The organism is Actinomadura kijaniata NBRC 14229, assembly GCF_001552175.1.
Lineage (GTDB): Bacteria > Actinomycetota > Actinomycetes > Streptosporangiales > Streptosporangiaceae > Spirillospora > Spirillospora kijaniata.
The window spans coordinates 1-18,889 of the sequence record NZ_BCQR01000018.1 but is presented as its reverse complement, the minus strand read 5'-3'; the positions used below and the strand labels follow the sequence as shown (position 1 = coordinate 18,889).

25 protein-coding genes are annotated in these 18,889 nt (G+C 73.2%); 12 read left to right on the top strand and 13 right to left on the bottom strand.

The window, feature by feature from the left end:
- Positions 1–2 precede the first annotated feature (2 nt).
- The gene (locus AKI01S_RS07405) at positions 3–575 is read right to left on the bottom strand and encodes a hypothetical protein (RefSeq protein WP_067813222.1); all 573 of its coding nucleotides are present in this window, start codon (positions 573–575) and stop codon (positions 3–5) included.
- Between the two features lie 26 nt (positions 576–601).
- Positions 602–997, bottom strand: a complete 396-nt coding sequence (locus tag AKI01S_RS07400) for a hypothetical protein (protein ID WP_067813220.1) — start codon at positions 995–997, stop codon at positions 602–604.
- 116 nt (positions 998–1,113) lie between these two features.
- Between AKI01S_RS07400 and AKI01S_RS07395 the strand changes: the two genes are divergently transcribed.
- Entirely contained in the window at positions 1,114–1,947 is an 834-nt protein-coding gene (locus tag AKI01S_RS07395; RefSeq protein WP_067813218.1) for a helix-turn-helix domain-containing protein, read from the top strand.
- The gene (locus tag AKI01S_RS07390; RefSeq protein WP_067813216.1) at positions 1,919–2,104 is read left to right on the top strand and encodes a DUF397 domain-containing protein; all 186 of its coding nucleotides are present in this window, start codon (positions 1,919–1,921) and stop codon (positions 2,102–2,104) included. The genes AKI01S_RS07395 and AKI01S_RS07390 overlap by 29 nt, the downstream gene beginning before the upstream one ends.
- A gap of 85 nt (positions 2,105–2,189) precedes the next feature.
- Here the strand turns inward: AKI01S_RS07390 and AKI01S_RS07385 are convergent, their stop codons facing one another.
- From AKI01S_RS07385 to AKI01S_RS07365, 5 genes are all read right to left on the bottom strand, one after another.
- Complete coding sequence (locus tag AKI01S_RS07385) at positions 2,190–2,594, bottom strand: hypothetical protein (RefSeq protein WP_067813214.1); 405 nt, start codon at positions 2,592–2,594, stop codon at positions 2,190–2,192.
- Positions 2,594–3,409: a heavy metal-binding domain-containing protein gene (locus AKI01S_RS07380; protein WP_218009590.1), complete on the bottom strand. Its 816-nt coding sequence runs from the start codon at positions 3,407–3,409 to the stop codon at positions 2,594–2,596. The genes AKI01S_RS07385 and AKI01S_RS07380 overlap by 1 nt, the downstream gene beginning before the upstream one ends.
- Positions 3,410–3,422: 13 nt before the next feature.
- Positions 3,423–4,361: a heavy metal-binding domain-containing protein gene (locus AKI01S_RS50290; RefSeq protein ID WP_157419715.1), complete on the bottom strand. Its 939-nt coding sequence runs from the start codon at positions 4,359–4,361 to the stop codon at positions 3,423–3,425.
- 364 nt (positions 4,362–4,725) lie between these two features.
- Positions 4,726–5,337, bottom strand: coding sequence for a TetR/AcrR family transcriptional regulator (locus AKI01S_RS07370; protein WP_067813211.1), 612 nt, complete (start codon positions 5,335–5,337; stop codon positions 4,726–4,728).
- A complete protein-coding gene (locus AKI01S_RS07365) occupies positions 5,337–6,134 on the bottom strand; it encodes an alpha/beta fold hydrolase (protein WP_067813209.1) in 798 nt (265 codons plus the stop codon). The genes AKI01S_RS07370 and AKI01S_RS07365 overlap by 1 nt, the downstream gene beginning before the upstream one ends.
- Positions 6,135–6,249: 115 nt before the next feature.
- Here AKI01S_RS07365 and AKI01S_RS07360 point away from each other — a divergent pair, with 115 nt between their 5' ends.
- Positions 6,250–7,122, top strand: a complete 873-nt coding sequence (locus tag AKI01S_RS07360; RefSeq protein ID WP_067813207.1) for an alpha/beta fold hydrolase — start codon at positions 6,250–6,252, stop codon at positions 7,120–7,122.
- An 11-nt stretch (positions 7,123–7,133) separates the two neighbouring features.
- On the opposite strand, the gene AKI01S_RS07355 is transcribed toward AKI01S_RS07360, so the two are convergent.
- The gene (locus tag AKI01S_RS07355; RefSeq protein WP_067813205.1) at positions 7,134–7,484 is read right to left on the bottom strand and encodes a hypothetical protein; all 351 of its coding nucleotides are present in this window, start codon (positions 7,482–7,484) and stop codon (positions 7,134–7,136) included.
- Positions 7,485–7,638: 154 nt separating this feature from the next.
- Between AKI01S_RS07355 and AKI01S_RS07350 the strand changes: the two genes are divergently transcribed.
- The 6 genes from AKI01S_RS07350 to AKI01S_RS07325 all read left to right on the top strand — a co-directional run bounded on the left by AKI01S_RS07350 (position 7,639) and on the right by AKI01S_RS07325 (position 12,678).
- On the top strand, positions 7,639–8,193 hold the full coding sequence (locus AKI01S_RS07350; protein ID WP_245681513.1) for a hypothetical protein: 555 nt from the start codon (positions 7,639–7,641) through the stop codon (positions 8,191–8,193).
- Between the two features lie 333 nt (positions 8,194–8,526).
- A complete protein-coding gene (gene bla / locus AKI01S_RS07345) occupies positions 8,527–9,510 on the top strand; it encodes a class A beta-lactamase (protein ID WP_067813201.1) in 984 nt (327 codons plus the stop codon).
- A gap of 98 nt (positions 9,511–9,608) precedes the next feature.
- The gene (locus AKI01S_RS07340; protein WP_245681514.1) at positions 9,609–10,487 is read left to right on the top strand and encodes a class I SAM-dependent methyltransferase; all 879 of its coding nucleotides are present in this window, start codon (positions 9,609–9,611) and stop codon (positions 10,485–10,487) included.
- Positions 10,488–10,529: 42 nt separating this feature from the next.
- The gene (locus AKI01S_RS07335) at positions 10,530–11,456 is read left to right on the top strand and encodes an erythromycin esterase family protein (protein WP_067813196.1); all 927 of its coding nucleotides are present in this window, start codon (positions 10,530–10,532) and stop codon (positions 11,454–11,456) included.
- Positions 11,457–11,535: 79 nt separating this feature from the next.
- Positions 11,536–11,916 (top strand): hypothetical protein, encoded by a 381-nt coding sequence (locus AKI01S_RS07330; protein WP_067813194.1) that lies wholly within the window; start codon positions 11,536–11,538, stop codon positions 11,914–11,916.
- 90 nt (positions 11,917–12,006) lie between these two features.
- Positions 12,007–12,678 carry a DUF6766 family protein gene (locus AKI01S_RS07325; RefSeq protein WP_067813193.1) on the top strand — a complete coding sequence of 224 codons (672 nt, stop codon included), beginning with the start codon at positions 12,007–12,009 and terminating at the stop codon, positions 12,676–12,678.
- A 7-nt stretch (positions 12,679–12,685) separates the two neighbouring features.
- On the opposite strand, the gene AKI01S_RS52745 is transcribed toward AKI01S_RS07325, so the two are convergent.
- Complete coding sequence (locus AKI01S_RS52745; RefSeq protein ID WP_067813191.1) at positions 12,686–13,045, bottom strand: DoxX-related protein; 360 nt, start codon at positions 13,043–13,045, stop codon at positions 12,686–12,688.
- Positions 13,046–13,048: 3 nt separating this feature from the next.
- Here AKI01S_RS52745 and AKI01S_RS50285 point away from each other — a divergent pair, with 3 nt between their 5' ends.
- Positions 13,049–13,732, top strand: a complete 684-nt coding sequence (locus AKI01S_RS50285) for a helix-turn-helix transcriptional regulator (protein ID WP_218009589.1) — start codon at positions 13,049–13,051, stop codon at positions 13,730–13,732.
- Here the strand turns inward: AKI01S_RS50285 and AKI01S_RS07310 are convergent.
- The 3 genes from AKI01S_RS07310 to AKI01S_RS07300 are packed head-to-tail and all read right to left on the bottom strand — an operon-like array spanning position 13,707 to position 15,736.
- Positions 13,707–14,645 carry a hypothetical protein gene (locus AKI01S_RS07310; protein WP_067813189.1) on the bottom strand — a complete coding sequence of 313 codons (939 nt, stop codon included), beginning with the start codon at positions 14,643–14,645 and terminating at the stop codon, positions 13,707–13,709. The genes AKI01S_RS50285 and AKI01S_RS07310 overlap by 26 nt on opposite strands.
- Positions 14,638–15,471 (bottom strand): hypothetical protein, encoded by an 834-nt coding sequence (locus AKI01S_RS07305; RefSeq protein ID WP_157419713.1) that lies wholly within the window; start codon positions 15,469–15,471, stop codon positions 14,638–14,640. The genes AKI01S_RS07310 and AKI01S_RS07305 overlap by 8 nt, the downstream gene beginning before the upstream one ends.
- Positions 15,472–15,499: 28 nt before the next feature.
- Positions 15,500–15,736: a hypothetical protein gene (locus AKI01S_RS07300; protein ID WP_067813185.1), complete on the bottom strand. Its 237-nt coding sequence runs from the start codon at positions 15,734–15,736 to the stop codon at positions 15,500–15,502.
- A gap of 64 nt (positions 15,737–15,800) precedes the next feature.
- Between AKI01S_RS07300 and AKI01S_RS07295 the strand changes: the two genes are divergently transcribed.
- Positions 15,801–16,643 carry a TrmB family transcriptional regulator gene (locus tag AKI01S_RS07295; RefSeq protein WP_245681512.1) on the top strand — a complete coding sequence of 281 codons (843 nt, stop codon included), beginning with the start codon at positions 15,801–15,803 and terminating at the stop codon, positions 16,641–16,643.
- 15 nt (positions 16,644–16,658) lie between these two features.
- Here the strand turns inward: AKI01S_RS07295 and AKI01S_RS07290 are convergent, their stop codons facing one another.
- Positions 16,659–17,417 (bottom strand): hypothetical protein, encoded by a 759-nt coding sequence (locus tag AKI01S_RS07290; RefSeq protein ID WP_067813180.1) that lies wholly within the window; start codon positions 17,415–17,417, stop codon positions 16,659–16,661.
- 106 nt (positions 17,418–17,523) lie between these two features.
- Here AKI01S_RS07290 and AKI01S_RS07285 point away from each other — a divergent pair.
- On the top strand, positions 17,524–18,889 hold a 1,366-nt coding region (locus AKI01S_RS07285; protein WP_067813177.1), incomplete at its 3' end, for a protein kinase domain-containing protein.

Genomic DNA, 18,889 nt, shown 5'->3' with positions numbered 1-18,889 from the left:
GGTCAATCCCATTTCGGTGTCATGACCCGCTCGACGGCGGACACCACGGCGTCCAGGTCGGCGACGAGGCCGATCAGCACGCTCCACGTGCGCCACCAGTACGCCCACGTCCCGTCGGGCAACGGCGCGGCGTCGATGAGCTCCGTGCCCAGCACGCGCGGCACCCCGCTGACCTCCACCGCGTGCGGACGCCCCCGGTCGGGCTGACGGATCGCCGCCCGCAGGCCCGTGCGCGCCACGATCGCCGCCTGGAGCGCTTCCAGGTGACGCACGCGCACGGCCTCCTCGTTCCGGTCCGCGCGCTTCTCGATCTCGCGCACCACGGCGTCGAGACCGTCCACGTGACCGATCAGGTGGTCGGAGGCGTCGAAGAAGTACCCCCACAGGGGCGGATCGGTGTCCTCGATCGGAGCTGCCGTGACGCCGAACGCCACGTCGTCGCGGCGCTTCACGAGCACCCGGGAACGGTCACTGATCTCGGCGCGGTGCCGGGTGGTGGCGTTGATCCGTTCGGAGAGGGCGGAGAGGTGCCGCTCGCGGAGCGCGGCCTCATAGTCAACGGGGTGCCGGGGCACGTCTTTCCTTCCTTGGGGAGATGCGGTCAGCAGGTGAACTGGATGCCCCACGCGCAGCCCGTGGGCAGGCCGTCGCGGGAGACGAGGCGGCCCTCGATCAGCCGCACGGCGTCGGCCAGGGCGAGGCTGGTGGGACGGGGGGTCAGGCGGTCCGTGATCCGGTGCGCGGCTCCGTAGAGGTCGAACGCGGGGGAGATCCGCTCGTTCCACGAGAAGAACCACCAGAGCACGCCGCCGGGCGGGTCCTCGGGGTCGCGGAGGGTGATGTGGCCGGTCCAGTCCGGGTGCCGGGGGTTCTGGACCCACACGCAGCGGCCGGGCCGGCGGAACGGCGCGGGCGGGGCGTCCGTGACCTTGGCGATCATGCCCTCGTCCACGAGGGCGGCCGCGAGCTGGAGCAGCAATTCGTCGTTGTTCGGCATCGCTTTTCCGGGGGTGGGTTCCGTTTCGTTTGCCGGACCAAGCGTCGCGCCACGATCTAAGCTGCGGAATACGGAACGGTGTGAGTTCTCAGGAATGCCACGGCTGGAGCCCCCCTATGCCTGCGCCTGTACCGATCGACCCGCGTTCAAGCCTTCGCGCCCAGTTCGCGCACACGTTGCGCGCGATGCGGGAACTGCGGGGCCTCTCGCAGAGTGCCCTGGCCAAAGAACTGATCGTGACACGTGAGGTGATCGCCAGCTACGAGAACCAGCGCAATATGCCGGATCGCGAGTTCTGTGTAAAAGCGGATGAATTCTTTGGGACCGGTGAGGTGTTCCAGGGGCTCTGGCACCACATGCAGCGCGAACACGTGGCGTCATGGTTCGAGCTGTACCTGCCTCACGAGGCCGAGGCCACCGCGATCCGCACCTTTCAGCCCGCCTACGTTCCCGGACTGCTCCAGACCGAGGCGTACATGCGGGCCGACGCGCGGTCCCAGACTCTCGGAGACGGCTGGATTGTTCAGCGCCTCGCGCGGGCCGAAATGCTGCGGCGCGATGACCCGCCCCACCTGTTCGCCGTCATGGACGAGTCCGTCATTCTCCGGGCCGTGGGTGGAGCCGCCGTCATGCGTGAACAACTCGCACACATACTGGACATGGCGAAACGGCCTCACGTGCACGTCCAGGTAGTGAGGATGATGGACGGGTGGTACTACGGCCTCGACGGCGCGGTCGTGGTGCTCTCCAAAAGGGATCAGACTGGGGCGGGCTATGTCGAAGCTCAGTTCGGTGGAAGACTGATCGAAGACCCTGTCGAGGTCAGCCGTTTGGGATTGAGGTTCGACGAGATCAGAGGCCAGGCGCTGAACGAGCCCGACTCGCTCGCCCTGATCCGACGCGTGATGGAGGCCATGCAGGATGATCCAGTGGCGGAAGAGCAGCCGTAGTCAGGGCGCTGGCGAATGCGTTGAGGTCTCGGTCAACGCTCGGCAGGCCACCCTGATCCGGGACAGCAAGGACCCGTCCGGCCCCCACCTTGCGTTTCGCCACGATGACATTGCCGGACTGTTCGCTCGCATCAAGGACGGCACGCTCGACCTCTGACGAACTCCTCAACGGCCCCGGCGGTGGTATCCAGCCGAATACCATCGCCGGGGCCGTTGAGCGTCCGGGTGAGGTTCTCGTGGTCTCAAGCGCCGGAGATTAGGCGGCGAAGCGCGGCGGCGGCCCGGGCGTTCGCGTCGGCGTAGGCGACCAGCTCGCGGGTGAGTTCGGCGACCCACGCGTCGATGGAGACCTGTTCGCGGGAGAGCACCACCCCGCGCACCTCGTGATGCACCTCGGGGACGAACCGGTCACGCGTGTCGGTCAGATACAGCGTGGTGTCGCCGAGCCGTACGATCACGCGGCTCACCCGCCCGTCACGTCCCCGCATCCGGTCGCCCAGCGAACGGGCGCGTTCCACGGTGACGCAGCCGGGCGGCAGAGCGTCCCCCAGGGTGGTGGTGAGCACCTTCGCGTAGGCGCTCACGTCGGCCGAGTTCTGCCGCAACGCGGCGGCCACTTCGTGGAAACCGTCCATGGCGGCGGTCATCAGCGGTCCAGCCCCAGCACCAGTTGCGGCTTGGCGATCGTGTGGTCGTCGCGCAGCGGCCTCACCGCGGTGCCGATCGCGAAGAACTCCATCGTGTGCCCGCCCCAGCGGTGGTGAAGCTGGTCGAGCACCACTCCGACGATGCCCTCGGCCCGCAGTCGCCGCCCCTCGGCCTGGATGCGCGCCATCGCCAGCTCCCGCGCGTCGTACAACGCCTGGGTGAACTCCGGGATCTCCGCGTTCTGTCCGGCGCTTCTCAGCACCGCGGCCATACGGCGGTGCGCGACGTGGTAGACGCAGGTCCCCATCACCATGCCCACCGGCGCGTATCCGGCCTGGACCAGCGTCCAGAAGTCCTGCCCGCTCAGGTTGGAGGTGAACGGCTGATTCCTGTTGTTGCGCCAGGTGGTGGTCTTGTCCTCGGCCTTGACCGCCGTGCCGATCGCGACGAATTCGGCGATGTCGCTGCCGAACTCCCGGAACTCCACGCGCAGCCGGACGCCGACGATGCCGTCGGCGCCGAGCTGGTCGGCCTCGGCCTCCATGCGGGTCATCGCCAGCTCCCGGGCGTGGTACAGGGCGTTGGTGAGCTGTTCGAGCTCCATGTTCTTGCCCCACCGGCCGAGCTGGACGCCGACGTGGTAGACGGAGCTGCCCAGGACCAGTCCGAGTGGCCGGAACCCGGCCTCCCGCACGAGCAGGAACTCGTTGACGGACAGGTCGCTGGTGAACAGTCCGCCGGGCTCTCCGGGGCGGAGTTCCGCCAACCGGGCCATCGCGTCGGCGGGCACCCCCTGGTCGGCCGGGTCCGTCATTCACTCCTCCTGGTCACAGTCGCATGAGGGGCAGCGAGCGAGGCGGCTGGTGGTCCGTCCGGAACGCGGTGATCGAGGTGCCGACGAAGGTCGACTCCACCAGGTGGTCCTCACCGCCCGCCGAGCAGGATCGTGCCCACGTGGTGAGGTCCACGGTCGACAGGACGGCGCCCTCCGCGCCGCTCCGCCGGACATCGGCGGCGAGGCGCCGGCGCGCGTCGTGCCGGGTGCGCCGGACGAGGTCGGTCAGACCCTCGACCTCCTGCGCGGGGGCACGGGCACCGGTCTGCTGCTCGGTCCGCTCGTCGACGTGACGGACCCCGCTCGACGCGCCGAGGACCAGGTCGACCGGCACCCAGCCGGCGGCGATCAGCTTGCCGAACTCCTGGCCGGACACATGCGACAGGAAGACCCGTCCCGGCCGGACCGGCCCGCGTGCCCGCACGGCGGTCCCGGACGCCCGGAATTCGAGCTGGTCGGGGGAGTCCAGGAAAGGGACGACGTCCAGCCGTACGGACACGACCCCGTCGCCGCCGAGCGACGCGCATTCGGCGGCCATCCGCTCCGTGGCGGCCCGCCGGGCACGGTGGAAGGTCCTGAGGTACGTGTGGTGACCGCCCGCCGCGGCGCCACTCCTCGTCGTGATGGTGACCGAGGTGGGGAGGGGCTGGCCGAGACGGTCGTTGGTGGGGAGGGGACGACCGGAACGGTCGTACTGGACAGCCCGAGGCGCGGGGCGATAGCCGCAGTCGTAGGGACGGTCATACCGCCGGCCGAGGTGGTGCACCGTGCCGCCCATGACCGCGCCGACGGGCTCGAAGCCCGCGGCGCGCAGCGCGGCGAACCCGTCGACCGACAGGCCCGAGGTCCAGGTGCCGCCGTCACCGGCTTGCGCCGGGCGGGCCCCCACCCCGGGAGGCAGGTCTCGCGAACCCCACTCCGAGGTGATCACCGCCACAGAATCGCACGACCCCGGCGGACGGCGCCATATCGAAGTGCCGCCGCGATCGGGTCGGACGGCGGAGGGCCGGTGCGCGATCACCAGGAGCGCGCACTCGCGGGAGGTCCGCGCGATGGCGCGGGTCAGGGCCTCCTCACCGGCGCTATCGAGCTGCGAGGTCGGCTCGTCGAACAGCGGGCGCGGCCGGGGCGGGAGCGCGGGCGATCGCGACGCGTTGCCGTTCGCCGCCGCGGCACCAGGTCGTCGAGGCCGGTGCGCTCCACGACGTGCCGGATCCGCTCGTCGGTGGCGTCGGACCGGGACCGGCTCGCTGGTCGCGAACAGCGGATGTGCGCGGATCCCTGCGTTGAGAGGGTCAGTCGCGATTACGCGGATCGGGTTCCGTTCCAACGATGGTCGCGTCGGTGGCGGGGCGGGTGCGCAGGCCGCCGACCATCATCTCGATGAGCCGCTGGTAGCTGGTCTCCAGGTCCTCCGGGAGGCCGAACCCTCCCGCCGCCTCCAGCACCGCGAAGCCGTGGACGGTCGAGCGGAGGCAGCGCGCGGCGTGGATGAGGTCGGCGCCCTCCAGCCCGTACCCCCGCAGCACGGCGAGGATGACGTCCAGCAGCCGCTGTGAGGCGGCCCGGACGCGGGAGTCGGGGTCGGGCGCCTGCTCCATGGCCCCGTAGCGGCCCGGATGGTCCACCACGTACGAGCGGTAGGCCCGCATCAGGGCGTGCACGGCGTCGTCGCCGGAGCGGCCCACCGTGGCGGCGGTGAGCCGTTCGGTGAGCTCCTCCAGCACCCGCGACGTCACCAGCCTCCGCAGCTCGGCCAGGTTGCGGACGTGCTTGTACAGCGACGGCGTCGCCACGCCCGCGCGGGAGGCGACGGCCGCCAGCGTGAGGGCGGCCGGGCCGCCCTCGTCCACGATGGCGACGGCGGCGTCCACCACGCCCTCGGGCGACAGCCCCACCCGCGGCATCAGGCGGCCTCGGCGCGGCGGGCGGCCAGGAAGTCCAGCACCGCGGCGGCGGTCTCGGCGGGGAACTCCGTGTGCGGGTAGTGGCCCGCGCCCTCGACGACCAGCGTCCGGCTGTCGCCGCCCAGCTCCCCGGCGATCGTGGCGGCCTCGGCGCGCGGGTCCTTGAAGTCGGGGCTCTCGCCGCCCATGACGATCAGGGCGGGCGCGGTGACCCGGGAGAGGCGGCCCGCCAGGCTCGCCTTGTCGTCCAGGCCGATCCCGGCGACCGCCCGCATCCGGCCGCGCGTCCCCGCCCTGACGGCCTTGAGGTGGTCGGCGAAGTCGGCGGGCTTCGGGCCCTTGTGCAGCGACCTGTAGTACATGATCCACAGCGCGGTGCTGCTCAGGACGACTTTGGCCAGGCCGCGCGTCAGCGGGCTCATCGAGACGGGGCGGGTGAAGGCCTCCAGCAGCACCAGGCCGTTCACCAGCTCGGGTTCCTCGGCGGCGAGCCACACGGCGGTGCCGCCGGAGAACGAGTGGCCGACCACGGTCGCCGGGCCGCCCAGGTGGCGGATCAGCGCGGCCAGGTCGCGTCCGGCGGCGGCGTTGTCGTAGGCGTCCCAGTCGGCGCTGGACTCGCCGTGGCCGCGCAGGTCGGCGGTGGCGACCCGGTACCCGGCGGCCGCCAGCTCCGGCGCCAGGCGGCGGTAGACCGCGCGCACGTCGCCCATCCCGGGCAGCAGGACGACCAGGGGGCCGTCGCCGGTCACGTCGTAGGCGATACGTCCACCGGGCAGTTCGAGGTAATGGGTCATCACCGACTCCTTAAGGTTGATAGCCGTAAAGCTAATGCCATTAGCTAGTGCTGTCAAGGCATGGTCGCGGCCACGGGCCCGGGGGACTGTCGGTGGCGCGTGGCAGCCTGGCCGGATGGCGATCACCGGATTCACCGAACGGAAGGTCCGCGCCGGAGACCTCGACCTCCATGTCGCGTCGGGCGGCGAGGGGCCGCCGCTGCTGTTGCTGCACGGTTTCCCGCAGACCCACCTGGCCTGGCGGCATGTCGCTCCGGCGCTCGCGGACCGCTTCCGGGTCGTCTGCCCGGACCTGCCCGGCTACGGCGCGAGCACCGGCCCGGACGGCGGGTACGAGCGGTACGCCAAACGCGCGACCGCCGCGACCATGGTCGAGCTGATGCGGCGGCTCGGCCACGACCGGTTCGGCCTGGTCGGCCACGACCGCGGAGCGCTGGTCGCCCTCCGCGCCGCGCTGGACCACCCCGCCGCCGTCGAGCGCCTCGCGGTGATCGACGTCATCCCCACGGTCGAGATGTGGGACTCGCTGACGGGGACCGGCGGCGTCTTCGCCTTCCACCTGTACCTGCTCGCCCAGCCGAACGACCTGCCCGAACGGATGATCGGCGCCGACCCCGACACCTTCTTCGGCCACTTCCTCGACGCCTGGACCACCGACGCCGCCACCATCGACGCCGAGACGCGCGAGGCCTACCTGTCGGCGCTGCGGACGCCCGAGGCGATCCACGCCGTCTGCCAGGACTACCGGGCCAGTGCCTTCGTCGACGCCGCCCACGACGCCGCGGACCGCCGGGCGGGACGGCTGGTCAAGGCGCCCACGCTCGCGATCTGGCAGGACCCCGGGGACATGGTCCTGCCGTTCGACCCGGCCGCCGTCTGGCGCGGCTGGGCGCCGGACCTGCGCACCTCGGTCCTGCCCGGCGGACACTTCCTGCCCGAGGCGCGGCCCGCCGCCGTCACCGCGGCGATCCGGGAGCTGATGGCCTGACTCGGGAGCCGTCAGCGGTCGGCGGGCCAGAGGCGCCGGAAGCGCACCTGGCGGAGCGTTCTGCTGGGGGACCGCAGGTCGAGCAGCAGGGCGTCCCCTCGGTAGGTGCCGGTCACCTCGACGTCGGCGCCGTGGATGCGGTCCCTGGTGGAGAACTCGATGTGGCGGCCGTTGCGGATGTAGCGCGTGGCGTGGACGCCCGCCGGGAGGGGGTCGGGAACGAGCCAGGTGGCGATCAGCGCCGCCTCGGCGGGACCCGGCGCCGGTTTGACGAGCACGTCCAGGACGGTGCCGTCCGGATAGAGGCGGAACACCCGCACGTCGGCCGCGAAGATCCCCTGGGGCGCGCGTCGTGAAGTCATCTCACGGCCAACGTAGCCGCTCCGGGCCCGGTGCTCCCCCGGACGGGCGACCGTCTCACTCCCGCAGGGGATGATCGCGCCCCGGCGTGGTTGCGATCGTTGTCGTGGATCGGGCCGCCGGGCCCGCCGGAGTGAGGGACCCACGATGACCGCTGTGACCGATCAGCCCGTGACCGCCAGGCGGCTGCGCGACGCGTGGCGGGCCGCCCACGACCCGGTGGCCGGGGTCCCCCGCTGGGCGCGGATCGCCGCCCTCGCCGTCCCGTTCACCGTGCTGCCGGCCGGCCTGTGGCGGCTGCCGGCCGCGTTCGACGACGGGAGCGGGTTCGGCGAGTGGGCCTACGTCGTCTTCCTGACGGTCCTGTCGGAGGCCCTCGCGTTCACCACGATCGGGCTGGTCGCCCGCTGGGGCGAGGTGGTCCCGCGCTGGGTGCCGTTCCTGCGCGGCCGCCGGGTCCCGCCGAAGGCCGCGATCATCCCCGCGACCCTCGGCGCCGTGGTGCTGACGGTCCTGTGGACCGCCGCCTGGGTCGCCGAGTTCGCCGGGGTCACCCTCCGGGGCGAGCCGATCCCCGCGAACTTCCCCACGCAGGCGGGTGGCTGGAAGGCCGCGACCTACTACGCCTGCTACCTCCCGCTCCTGCTGTGGGGACCGCTGCTCGCCGCCGTCACCGTCGCCTACGCCCGGCGCCGCCGCGAGGCCGCCTGACGGAGGCTCGGCGGGACGGGGAACAACCGCGGACGCGTCTCGGTTGTAGAGGGTGGTCGGTGTGCCTGGTGTCCCCGGGCCTCACCTTTCGCCTTCGCGGAGTTCCGTCCGGCTGGAGCCGCGTTGTGCCTTTCGCCGAGAGGCGACCCGCACACCGGCCATGAACGTGACAGGGCCCCGCCGACGACCGTCGGCGGGGCCCTTTCGTCTTTTCGCGGCCCCGGTGAAGCACGGGAAGGGCCGAGCACGCTGCTTTTATATCGATCTCCATATCAATGGATGATCCATATCAGTATTGGACACATCGTTTCGGTTTCTGGTCTGCTCTCCGCCATGACCTTCCACTTTCGTCTGCGGGGCCGCCTGGGCCTCGCGGTGATGACGGCGTCCGCCCTGCTGGCCGGTTCCGCCTGCGGTACGAGCGCCCCCGCCACCCGGACGGGGGCCGCCGCCCCGGTCGCCCAGACCGCCGCCACGGCCACGCCGAAGACCAGGTTCGCCTCGAACGCCGACCTGGAACGCACGCTGCGCGAGCTTGAGACGTCCTACCAGGGGCGCGTCGGCGCGGCGGCGATCGACATGAGCACGGGCAAGGCGGTCGGCTACCGGGCGCACGAGAGCTTCGCCCTCAACTCCACCTTCAAGGCGTACGCGTGCGCCGCGGTGCTGCGGAAGTCGCGCGACAGCGACCCCGGCCTGATGGACCGGCTGCTGCACTGGAAGACCGGCGACCTGCTGCCCAACTCCCCGGAGACCGAGGAGTACACCGACACCGGCATGACCCCCGCCCAGCTCTGCCGGGCGACGATCACCAAGAGCGACAACCTGGCGGGCAACCTGCTGCTGAAGCAGATCGGCGGACCCGCCGGGATGACCGGCTTCTTCCGTTCCATCGGGGACCCGGTGAGCCGCCTGGACCGCTACGAGACCGAGCTCAACGTGTGGCGGCCCGGCGAGAAGCGCGACACCACCTCCCCCGCGGCCGCCGCGGGCAGCCTGGCGCGGCTCACCGTCGGCGACGCCCTGGACCCCCGGGACCGCAAGCGCCTGATCGGGTGGCTGCGCGGCACCGTCACCGGTGACACGCGCATCCGGGCGGGCCTGCCCAAGGACTGGACGGTCGGTGACAAGACCGGCACCGGCGGCGCGGACAACCACGGCACCGCCAACGACGTCGCGGTCGCCTGGCCGCCCGGGGCCTCCGCCCCGATCGTCATCACGGTCTACACCCACCGCAACACCAACGGCGTCGAGCACGACGACAAGGTGGTCGCCTCCACCGCCACCGCGCTGGCCAAGGCCCTCGGCAAACTCTGACCCGCCCCCGCCTCCCCCCGGAACGCACCGGGGGGAGGCGGCACGGGCCGATAAACCCGTGGCCCGCTCGCGGGGCGTCCGGTTAGCCTCGCGCGGTGATGTACGAGCATCCGTTGGCCTACCTGCTGGGCATCGAGGGCATCGCCCTGCTGCGCGCGTTCGTCGGGGAGGGCGACCGGGACTTCGTCGAGGCGCGGCTCGCCGAGGTCCGCCGGTTGCTGGAGGACGAGCAACTGGCGGACGCGGGGGTCGAGGTGCGCCGGCTGGACACCGTCGAGGGCTACCGCGCGTGGGTGGAGACCTACGACGATCCGGGCAACGCGGCGTTCGCCGACGAGGCGGTGGTCGGGGAGATCGTCGACGGCCTCCCGGCCGGCGTCGCCCTGGACGCCGCGTGCGGCACCGGCCGGTTCGCGCGTTCGCTGGCCGGGCGCGGGCACCGGGTCATCGGCGTGGACAGCTCGGCCGCCATGCTCGACGTGGCGCGCGCACGCGTTCCGGAGGGCGAGTTCCGGGTCGGCGACCTGCGCGCGCTGCCGGTGGCCGACGACGGCGTGGACCTCGCCGTCTGCGCCCTGGCGCTGACCCACGTGCGCGACCTCGGGCCGGTGATGGGGGAGTTCGCCCGGGTGCTGCGGCCCGGCGGGCACCTGGTGGTCTCCGACGTCCATCCCGAGGCGGTGGCGCGGGGTTCGATCCCGTCGCTGCGCGACGCCGAGGGGCGGCCGGCGCGGCTGGCGTCCCACCGACACCTGGTCGGGGACTACCTGCGGGCCGCCCTGGCGGCGGGGCTGCGACCGCTGCGCTGCGAGGAGCCCCGCCGGGCGGCGGGGGAGCGGCCCGCGCCGACCGGGACGCTCGGCCCCTGGGAGCTGTGGCCCTGGTGCCTGAACGACCTCGTCCCCGAGGCCGCCGAGGCCGCCGCCGCGCCCGCCCTGCTCATCTGGCACTTCCAGCTTGACCTCAAGCCCGCTTGAGGAGGGAGGGTCGTTCCGACGCGCACGGAACGGAGGCCGGGGATGTCGGTGGTGGAGCAGGTGCGGGAGCGTTCGGCGGGGCTGGCCGACCGGGAGCCCGACGAGCCGTTGGACGACCTGCGGCCGCTCGCGGCGATGGTCGGGGACGCGCGGGTCGTGGCGCTGGGGGCGGCGGCGCGGGGCACGCGGGAGCCGACGGTCCTCGCGCACCGTGTGGTGCGTCTGCTGGTCGAGGAGCGGGGCTTCCGGTCGGTGGCGCTGGAGGGTGACGATCCCGTCCGGCTCGGGCTGGCGGCCCATGTCGCGACCGGGGAGGGGGACCCGCGCCGGATGCTGGCCGGGGCGCGCCCGTTCCTGCGGACCGAGGAGGTCCTCGCCCTCGTGCACTGGATGCGGGCCCGCAACGCGCGGCATCCCGGCGACCCGGTGCGGTTCGCCGAGCTCCCGGAGCGACCGGCGCGCGGCGACGGGCTCGCCGGGCTGGAGCGGGACCTCGCCGACAACGTCGCCTGGTGGGAGGAACGCTCCGGCGACAGGATCGTGTACTGGGGCGGCATGGCGCACACCGCCGTCGGCGACCCCCTCACGCTGACGCAGGACGAGTTCGTGGGGGCGCACCGCACCATGGGCGCTCACCTGCGGGAACGCCTGGGGGACGGCTACCGGTCGATCGGGCTGACCCTCGGACGCGGGACCGCCGGGGTCACGCTGCCCGCGCCGGACGCGGGCTTCGCCGACGCCGTCCTCGGCGAGGCCGCGGCGGGACGGGCCGGTTACGTCCTGGACCTGCGGGAGGAGCACCCCGAGCCCCTCCGCGCATGGCTCGGGTCCCCGGCACGGACCCGGCTCGTCGGCCCCTCCTACGACCCCGCTCGCGACGCGGCCTTCCACCTGTCGGGCGGGGCGCTGCGGGACTGGTTCGACGCGGTCGTCCACACCGAGGAGGTCACCTCCGCCCGCTTCCTCTGACCCGCCTTGGCCAACGCTTGATCATCTCGGTGGGATCCGCGGGGGCTCCGGCGGGAACGCTTCCCACGTGGCTGCACCGATGAGAGCGGTTCTCGCGTCGGTCCTGGTCGCGGCGGCGCTGACGGGCTGCGCGCAGCGCCAGGGCGGCCAGGCCGCCGCCGCGGCGACCGCGGTGCTGGTGGCCGCGCAGCGCGGGGACGGCGCGGGGGCCTGCGCCGGGCTGGTGCCGAGCGCGGCGGAGAGCCTGGAGACGCAGGGCCGGCCCTGCGCCGAGGAGATCGTGAAACTGGGCCTGCGGTCCGGACCGACCGACGGGGGAGAGGTCTGGGGCGACGCCGCGCGGGTGCGGGTCGGCGCCGACACCGTCTTCCTGTTCCGGTGGGGCGACGGCTGGAAGGTCGCGGCGGCCGGATGCCGTCCCCGCGCCGGGCGGCCCTACGAGTGCCGGGTGCGGACGTGAGGGAGGGGACGTGCGGGTGGTGTTCGCGGCGACGCTGCTGCTGGTCGGCGGCGGGCTGACGTACATGACGGTCATCGGGTTGCTGCACCGATGAGGTTCCTCAGGGACAACGCGCTCACGCTCCTGTTCCTCCTGCTGACGGTGCTCGCGCTGGCCGGGCAGGCGTTCAGCGGCCTGGCCGACCAGAACGAGGAGCAGGCCGCGCGGGGCGCCCCGCAGACGACGCTGCCCGACTACGTGACCAGCTCGTCGTTCGCGGTGGACGTGGCCGAGAACTGGCAGTCCGAGTACCTCCAGTTCTTCCTGTTCATCCTGGTCACGGTGTGGCTGGTGCAGCGCGGCTCGACCCAGTCCAAGCCGCCCGGCAAGGAGGGCGCCGAGTCCGACGAGGAGCAGAACGTCGGCGAGCACGCCGGACCCGACTCCCCTCCATGGGCGCGCGCCGGCGGGCTGCGCGGCGCGCTGTACTCCCGGTCGCTGGGCCTGGTCATGGGGGTGGTCTTCCTGTGGTCGTGGCTCGCCCAGTCGGTCGCCGGCTGGGCCGCCGACAACGACCGGCGGCTCGGTGACCTCCAGGACCCCCAGAGCTGGGGCGACTACCTGCTGTCGCCCGACTTCTGGAACCGCAGCCTGCAGAACTGGCAGTCGGAGTTCCTCGCCGTCGCCTCCATCGTCGCCCTGTCGATCTACCTGCGGCAGCGGGGGTCGCCCGAGTCCAAGCCGGTCGGCTCCCCGCACGACGCCACGGGCGTGGAGGGGTAGGCGCGGTCTACAGGGCCAGGGCGGCGGCCCAGGCGACGTAGACGGCGTTCACCGCGATCCGGGCGAGGGCCCCGGCGCGGGTGTCCAGGAACCGGGCGTCCCCGCGCGCGTGAACGAGGGCGTCGACATGGGAGACCATGTAGCCCGAGATCAGCAGCGCCGCCGCCGCGGCGCCGAGCGCGCGGGTGCCCGGAACGAGCACGAGCGCCCCCGCCGCCGCGTCGAGCCCGCCCGTCACCGCCACCAGCGGCCCCGCCCAGGGCATCCACCCCGGCACCAGCGACCGGAAGTACCCCGGTGCGATCCAGTGCATCGCGCCCGCCCCCACCAGCAGGCATCCCAGCGCCATCGCCGCGATAGTTTCCATGGCGTGATCGTCCAGCCGGCCGGGGCGCCCGGTCTTGAACGAACCGGGCGCCGCCCGCGCGCGGCCGGCCCGGTGACCGTCTTCGCCGAGGACGGCCCGGCCGCCGTCACCCGCCACGCGCACCCCGCCTGGAAACTCGTGCTGTGCGCGTCCGGCCACGTGGAGATCGACGGCCGGGGGCGGGCGCCGGGCGTGCTGGTCCCGCCGCAGCTCCCGCACACGGCCGCCACCACCGGCCCCTACACGGCCGTGTTCCTGGACCCCTGGCAGATCTCCCGGCCGTACGCCCCGCTGCCCCTGGACGAGCGGACGACGCGCCGCCTGCTGGCCGCCGACCCGCCGGACCTGGCCGCCGCCCTGGGAGGTCCCGCCGTCCTCGACCCCCGCCTGGCCCACGCCCTGGACCATCTCGCCCACGCCGCCCGGCTGGAGGACCTGGCCGCCGAGGTCGGGCTGTCGGCGCACCGGCTGCGGGCGCTGGCCCGCTCGGCGGTCGGCATCCCCCTGGCACGGCTGCGCCAGTGGGCGCGGCTCCGCGTCGCGGTCACCGCCCTGGCGGACGTGCCGCCCGCCGACGCCGCCCACCTGGCGGGCCTCGCCGACCAGCCGCACCTGACCCGGCTGTCGCGCGACCTGCTCGGACGCACCCCACGTTCCCTGGTCAGGGTCCCGCCAGCGCGTCGATGACCGCCAGCACGTGCGCGTCCGGCGCGTGCACCTCCTGGTGTTCGAACAGGTACGGGGAGGGCGTCGGATTCCCGCCGTCCTCGGCGAGCTTCCGCATCATCTCGTGCGCGACCGACACGCGGTCGCTGTCCCGGTGGCGGACCAGCCTCTCGCGCAGCGCCGCGTACTCCTCCGCCATGTCCGGGGCGGGGAACGTGACGCCCGCGCGGGAGACCTGCTCCTCGTAACGGTCCTCCCACAGCGTCCACCGCCACTCCGGCCAGCGGGCCGCCGCTCGTCGCAGCGCGCCCGACAGCGGCAGCACCGCCCACACGCCCACGGAACGTTCGTCCACGTCGAAGTGGATCCCCGACTCCGGCAGCGGGAACCGGTCGGTCTCCGCCTCCTTCGGCAGCATCCCGACCAGGTCCGGACCGTGCTCCAGCAGGTCCGACGGGTCGTTCGCCAGCGCGTAGGACCGCCCGCCGACGGTCACCGCGCAACACGGCCACCCGCCCCCGGGATCGAACGGCTCCGGCGGCTCCAGGTCACCCGGGTCGTGGGCGTGGACGCTCGCGGGGTCCCGCCCCACGTAGGAGACGAGATCACCCTGCCCGTCGTGGGCCCACCGCACCTCCCAGCCGGACCAGGTCCGCCGCAGCACCTCCAGGACCGCCGCCCGCGCGGCGTACCCCTCGAACTCCAGGAAGTAGAACAGCAGCACCTTCCGGTCGTGGTCGATGACGGCCCCGCCCTCGCCCCACACGTCGTCCAGCCACTCGTCCGGCCCGACCCGCCGCTGCGCCGTCACGAACGCCGTCGCCGCGTCCGGCCCCGGCAGCAGGTCCAGATGCAGCCCGACCGCGCCCCAGTGCGAGTAGTACAGCTCCCAGGAGCCGTCCCGCATGACCACGTAGTTCGCCCGGTCACCCATGTGCCCCACCTCCCAACGACTCGATGACGGCCCGTGCCGGGGACTCCGCCCGCACCCGCCGCCGCAGTTCCTCATACGCTTCCACCATGTCGGGCTCGGGAAGCGCCAGACCCGAACGGATCACCTGTTCCCCGTAACGGTCGTTCCACATCACCCACTCCCACCCGGGCCGGCGCGCCCGCGCCCGCCCGTCCGCCCCGCACACGGGCCGCACGGTCCAGAACCCCGCCGAACGCCCGGCCACGTCGAAGTGGATCCCCGACTCGGGCAGCGACAGGCACTCGGTGACCCGCGCCTCCTCCGGCAGCATCCCGACCAGGTCCGCGCCCCGCTCCAGCAGGTCCGAGAACGGCGTGTCCAACGCGTAGGCCCGCAGGCCACCGGCGTCGGCGACCGTCACCAGGCAGCCGACGAGGTCGGCGGTGCCGTAGGACGCCCACAGCCGGAGCGTCGCGTCCCCGGCGCGCACGACCGCCCGGTCACATCCCACGTGGGCGGCCAGGTCGCCCTGCCCGTCGAAGGCCCACCGCACCTCCCACCCGGCCCAGACCCGCCGCAGCACCTCCATGACGGCGGCCCGCCACGCGTAGTCGTCGATCTCCGCCGAGTAGTACAGCAGCAACCGCCGGTCATGGTCGATGAGCGCGGCGGCCTGGGCCAGGGCGTCGTCCAGCCACTCGTCGCCCGGCCGGAGCTCCGCGAACGCGCGGGTGGCCGCCTCCGGCCCCTCCAGCAGGTCCCCTTCCAGCCGGGGCGCACCCCACCGCGACTCGTACAGGCTCCACGCGCCGTCGCGGACGATCACATGGTTGGCTCGGTCTGCCACGTTCCCCCTCCTCGGTTCCGGCGGCACGCTACGAGGAGGGCTTCCGAGGTCGCGAGCCGTTTTCGTCCGCGTAGAACGAGGCCACGGCGGGCTGCCCGGTGTGGTTCGGCCCCACCTGACCGTCGGCCCCCCGACAGCGGTGGGGGAACGCGACCTCGCGGCGGCCCCGCAGGCCGACGCGACGGCGGCGGCGCTCGCGGTTCATGGCGTTGTTGGCCACCGCCGGGGAGCGTTCGAGGGCGTCGTCGTCCAGCAGACGGATCATCCCGGCATTCTTCCCGGACGATCCGCCCGGCGGTGACGGGGCGTAGCATGGCGGCCATATGAGCATGCAGGACGTTCTCGAGCACCTCCAGCGACTCGGCATGTCCGGATACGAGGCCAAGGCGTACGTCGCGCTGGTCGCCGCCGGGAAGCCGATCAACGGGTACGAGGTCGCCAAGCGTTCGGGCGTCCCGCGCAGCACGGTGTACGAGACGCTCGGCAAGCTCGTGGCGCGCGGCGCGGCCTACGAGCTGCGCGGCGCGGCCGACGCCACCGACTACCTGCCGCTGCCGCCGCACTCGCTGCTGGACCGGCTGCGCCGCGAGTTCGACGGGTCGGTGGAGGCGCTGCAGACCGCGCTGCCCTCCGTGGTCGCCGCCCCCGAGGCGCACCCGATCCACAACCTCAAGGACGGCGAGGCGATGCTGGCCCGCGCCGGGGACGTGCTGGCCGGGGCGCGCCGCGACCTGTTCCTGTCGGTGTGGCCGCAGGAGCTGCGCCGCCTGGAGGGGCAGGTGCGGCAGGCCGCCGGGCGCGGCGTCGAGGTGTCGGTCATGACGTTCGGCAAGGCCGCCGACCCGTTCGGCGAGAACCGGGTCGGCCACGTCTACGAGCACCGCTACTCGGCCCCCGAGGCGGTGCTCCAGGACCTCGGCTACCGGCTGATCGTGGTGGTGGGGGACCGGCGCGAGGCCGTGGTCGGCGGCTTCGGGCGCGACGGGTCGGCGTGGGGCGTCTACACCGCCGACCCGGCGGTGGCGCTGATGGCGGCCGAGTACGTCCGCCAGGACATCGCGCTGCAGATCCTCGCCGAACGGGTCGGTGCCGACGAGCTCAACCGCCTGTTCGCCACCGACCCGGGCCTGCTGCGCCTCCTCGGCCGAGGCCGCGCCCCGAACGGCGCCTAGCACCCCGCCGACCGCTCAGCCCCAGTCGCAGGAGTAGCCGTAGTGGGCCAGGCCCTCCTGGACGGGGTGCCCGGGCGGCAGCGGCGTCCCGGTCAGCGGCGGGATCGCCACGTCGTCCAGGGCCACCCGGTCCTTGAGGACGAGGAGGTCCGCCGGTTCGCCGTCGGTGTACGTCTCCAGCACCGGATCGCCGGGGAGGGTGTCGTCGTCGAAGGGCCTGAGCATGTTGTCGTAGGCCCAGCGCAGGTCGTCGATACCGGTGACGACGACGATCTCCGCATGGGAGAACGAGCCGGACATGAGATCCAGCCTCAGCTCGTAGTAGCTGTAGGGGACGGGGAACCCGGGCAGCTCGCCGCTGTCGTCGAACGACGCCTCCAGCACCGCCAGCCCGGCTTTCGCCGCCGGATCGTCGGGGCGGGACGCGAGGACGCGCGCGTACAGCCCGCGCGCCTCGTCCCGCCGCCGGGCCAGGGTGGTGTCGTCCTCGCCGTGGTCGGCGGCGATGTCCGGGTCGATCCGCCAGAAGCCGATCTGCTGCACCAGCCGCCCGGCGAGCAGGGTCGCGGCGAGCGTGTCGCCGGGGCGTGCCCGCAGGGCCATTCGCAGCCAGCGTTCCTCGGGCCACGACTGGACGACGTCGGGATCGTGCGGGTCGTCTTCGGGGGCCACGCGCACCAGGGACAGCAAGCGGCCCAGCTCGCGCGCCGCGTCCGCGTCGCCGCCCTCGGCCGCGTTCCGCAACGCCGCGAGCGTCTCGGGGGAAGTCGCCATGGCATGTCACGCTATCCCCACCTTGCGACATTCCGCGGAAGCCGAGAGGGTCCACCGGGGAGGTCCGCAAGGCGCGGACGGAGGTGGCGAAGCGGTGGGAGGGGCCATGCTGGCCGGGACGCGGTTGGCCGGTCGCTACAGGCTGGAGGAGTTGCTGGGCCGTGGCGGGATGGGCGAGGTGTGGCGGGGGGTGGACCTGCGGCTGCGCCGCCAGGTCGCGGTCAAGGTCCTGCCGCCCTACCTGGCCCATGGGCACGAGCAGGCGGTGGCGCGGTTCGAACGCGAGGCCCAGGTCGCCGCCGCGCTGCAACACCGCGGGCTGACCACGGTGTTCGACATCGGCCAGGACGAGGACGAGCACGGCGCGCGCCTGGTGTTCCTGGTGATGGAGCTGCTGCGCGGCCGTGACCTGCGGCAGGTCATCGACGGGCACCCCCGGGGCCTGCCGGTCGAGCAGGCCGTCGACATCACCGCCCAGATCGCGGCGGCGCTCGGCCGGGCGCACGAGGCCGGGGTGGTGCACCGCGACATCAAGCCGGGCAACCTCTTCCTCCAGCAGGACGGCGAGGTGAAGGTCTGCGACTTCGGCATCGCCCGCCTGGCGGACGCCACCCGCATCACCCAGACCGGCGGCGTGGCGGGGACCCCGCACTACATGGCCCCCGAACAGATCCGGGGCGAGCCCGCCGACCGGCGCGCCGACCTGTACGCGCTGGGATGCGTGCTGTACGAGATGCTCACCGGCACCTGCTGGAACCGGCACGCCCAGCAGGTCGCGGCCGTCCTGCACGCCCACCTGTACCAGGAACCCGAGCCGCCCCGCGCCCGCCGTCCCGGCATCCCCGAGCACCTCGACGCCCTGGTGATGGACCTGCTGGCCAAGGATCCCGCCGACCGTCCCGCCGACGCCGCCGCGACCCTCCGGCGTCTCGACGGTCCCGGCCCGTCGCCGAAGGCCGCCGCCGGGGAGGAGACCGACGAGCAGCGGTGGCGCCGCCTGGCCGGGCAGGGCGACTCCAACGCGATGAACGAACTGGGCATCCTGCTCAAGCAGACCGATCCCCGACAGTCCGAGCGGTGGTACCGGCAGGCCGCCGACGCCGGGAACCGCCACGCCATGTTCAACCTGGCGCTCCTGCTGGAAGGTGATGATCCCGGGGAGGCCGAGCGGTGGTACCGGCGGGCCGCCGACGCCGGGGACTCCGGTTCCATGAACAACCTCGGCCTGCTGCTGGAGGACGACGACCCCGTGGAGGCCGAGCGGTGGTACCGGCAAGCCGCCGAGGCCGGGAACCACCGCGCGATGAACAACCTCGGCCTGCTGCTGAGGAAAAGCGACCCCGCGGAGGCCGAGCGGTGGTACCGCCAGGCCGCCGACGCCGGGAACTCCCGGGCCATGAACAACCTCGGTCTCCTGCTGGAAAAGCGCGATCCCGTGGAGGCGGAGCGGTGGTACCGCCAGGCCGCCGAGG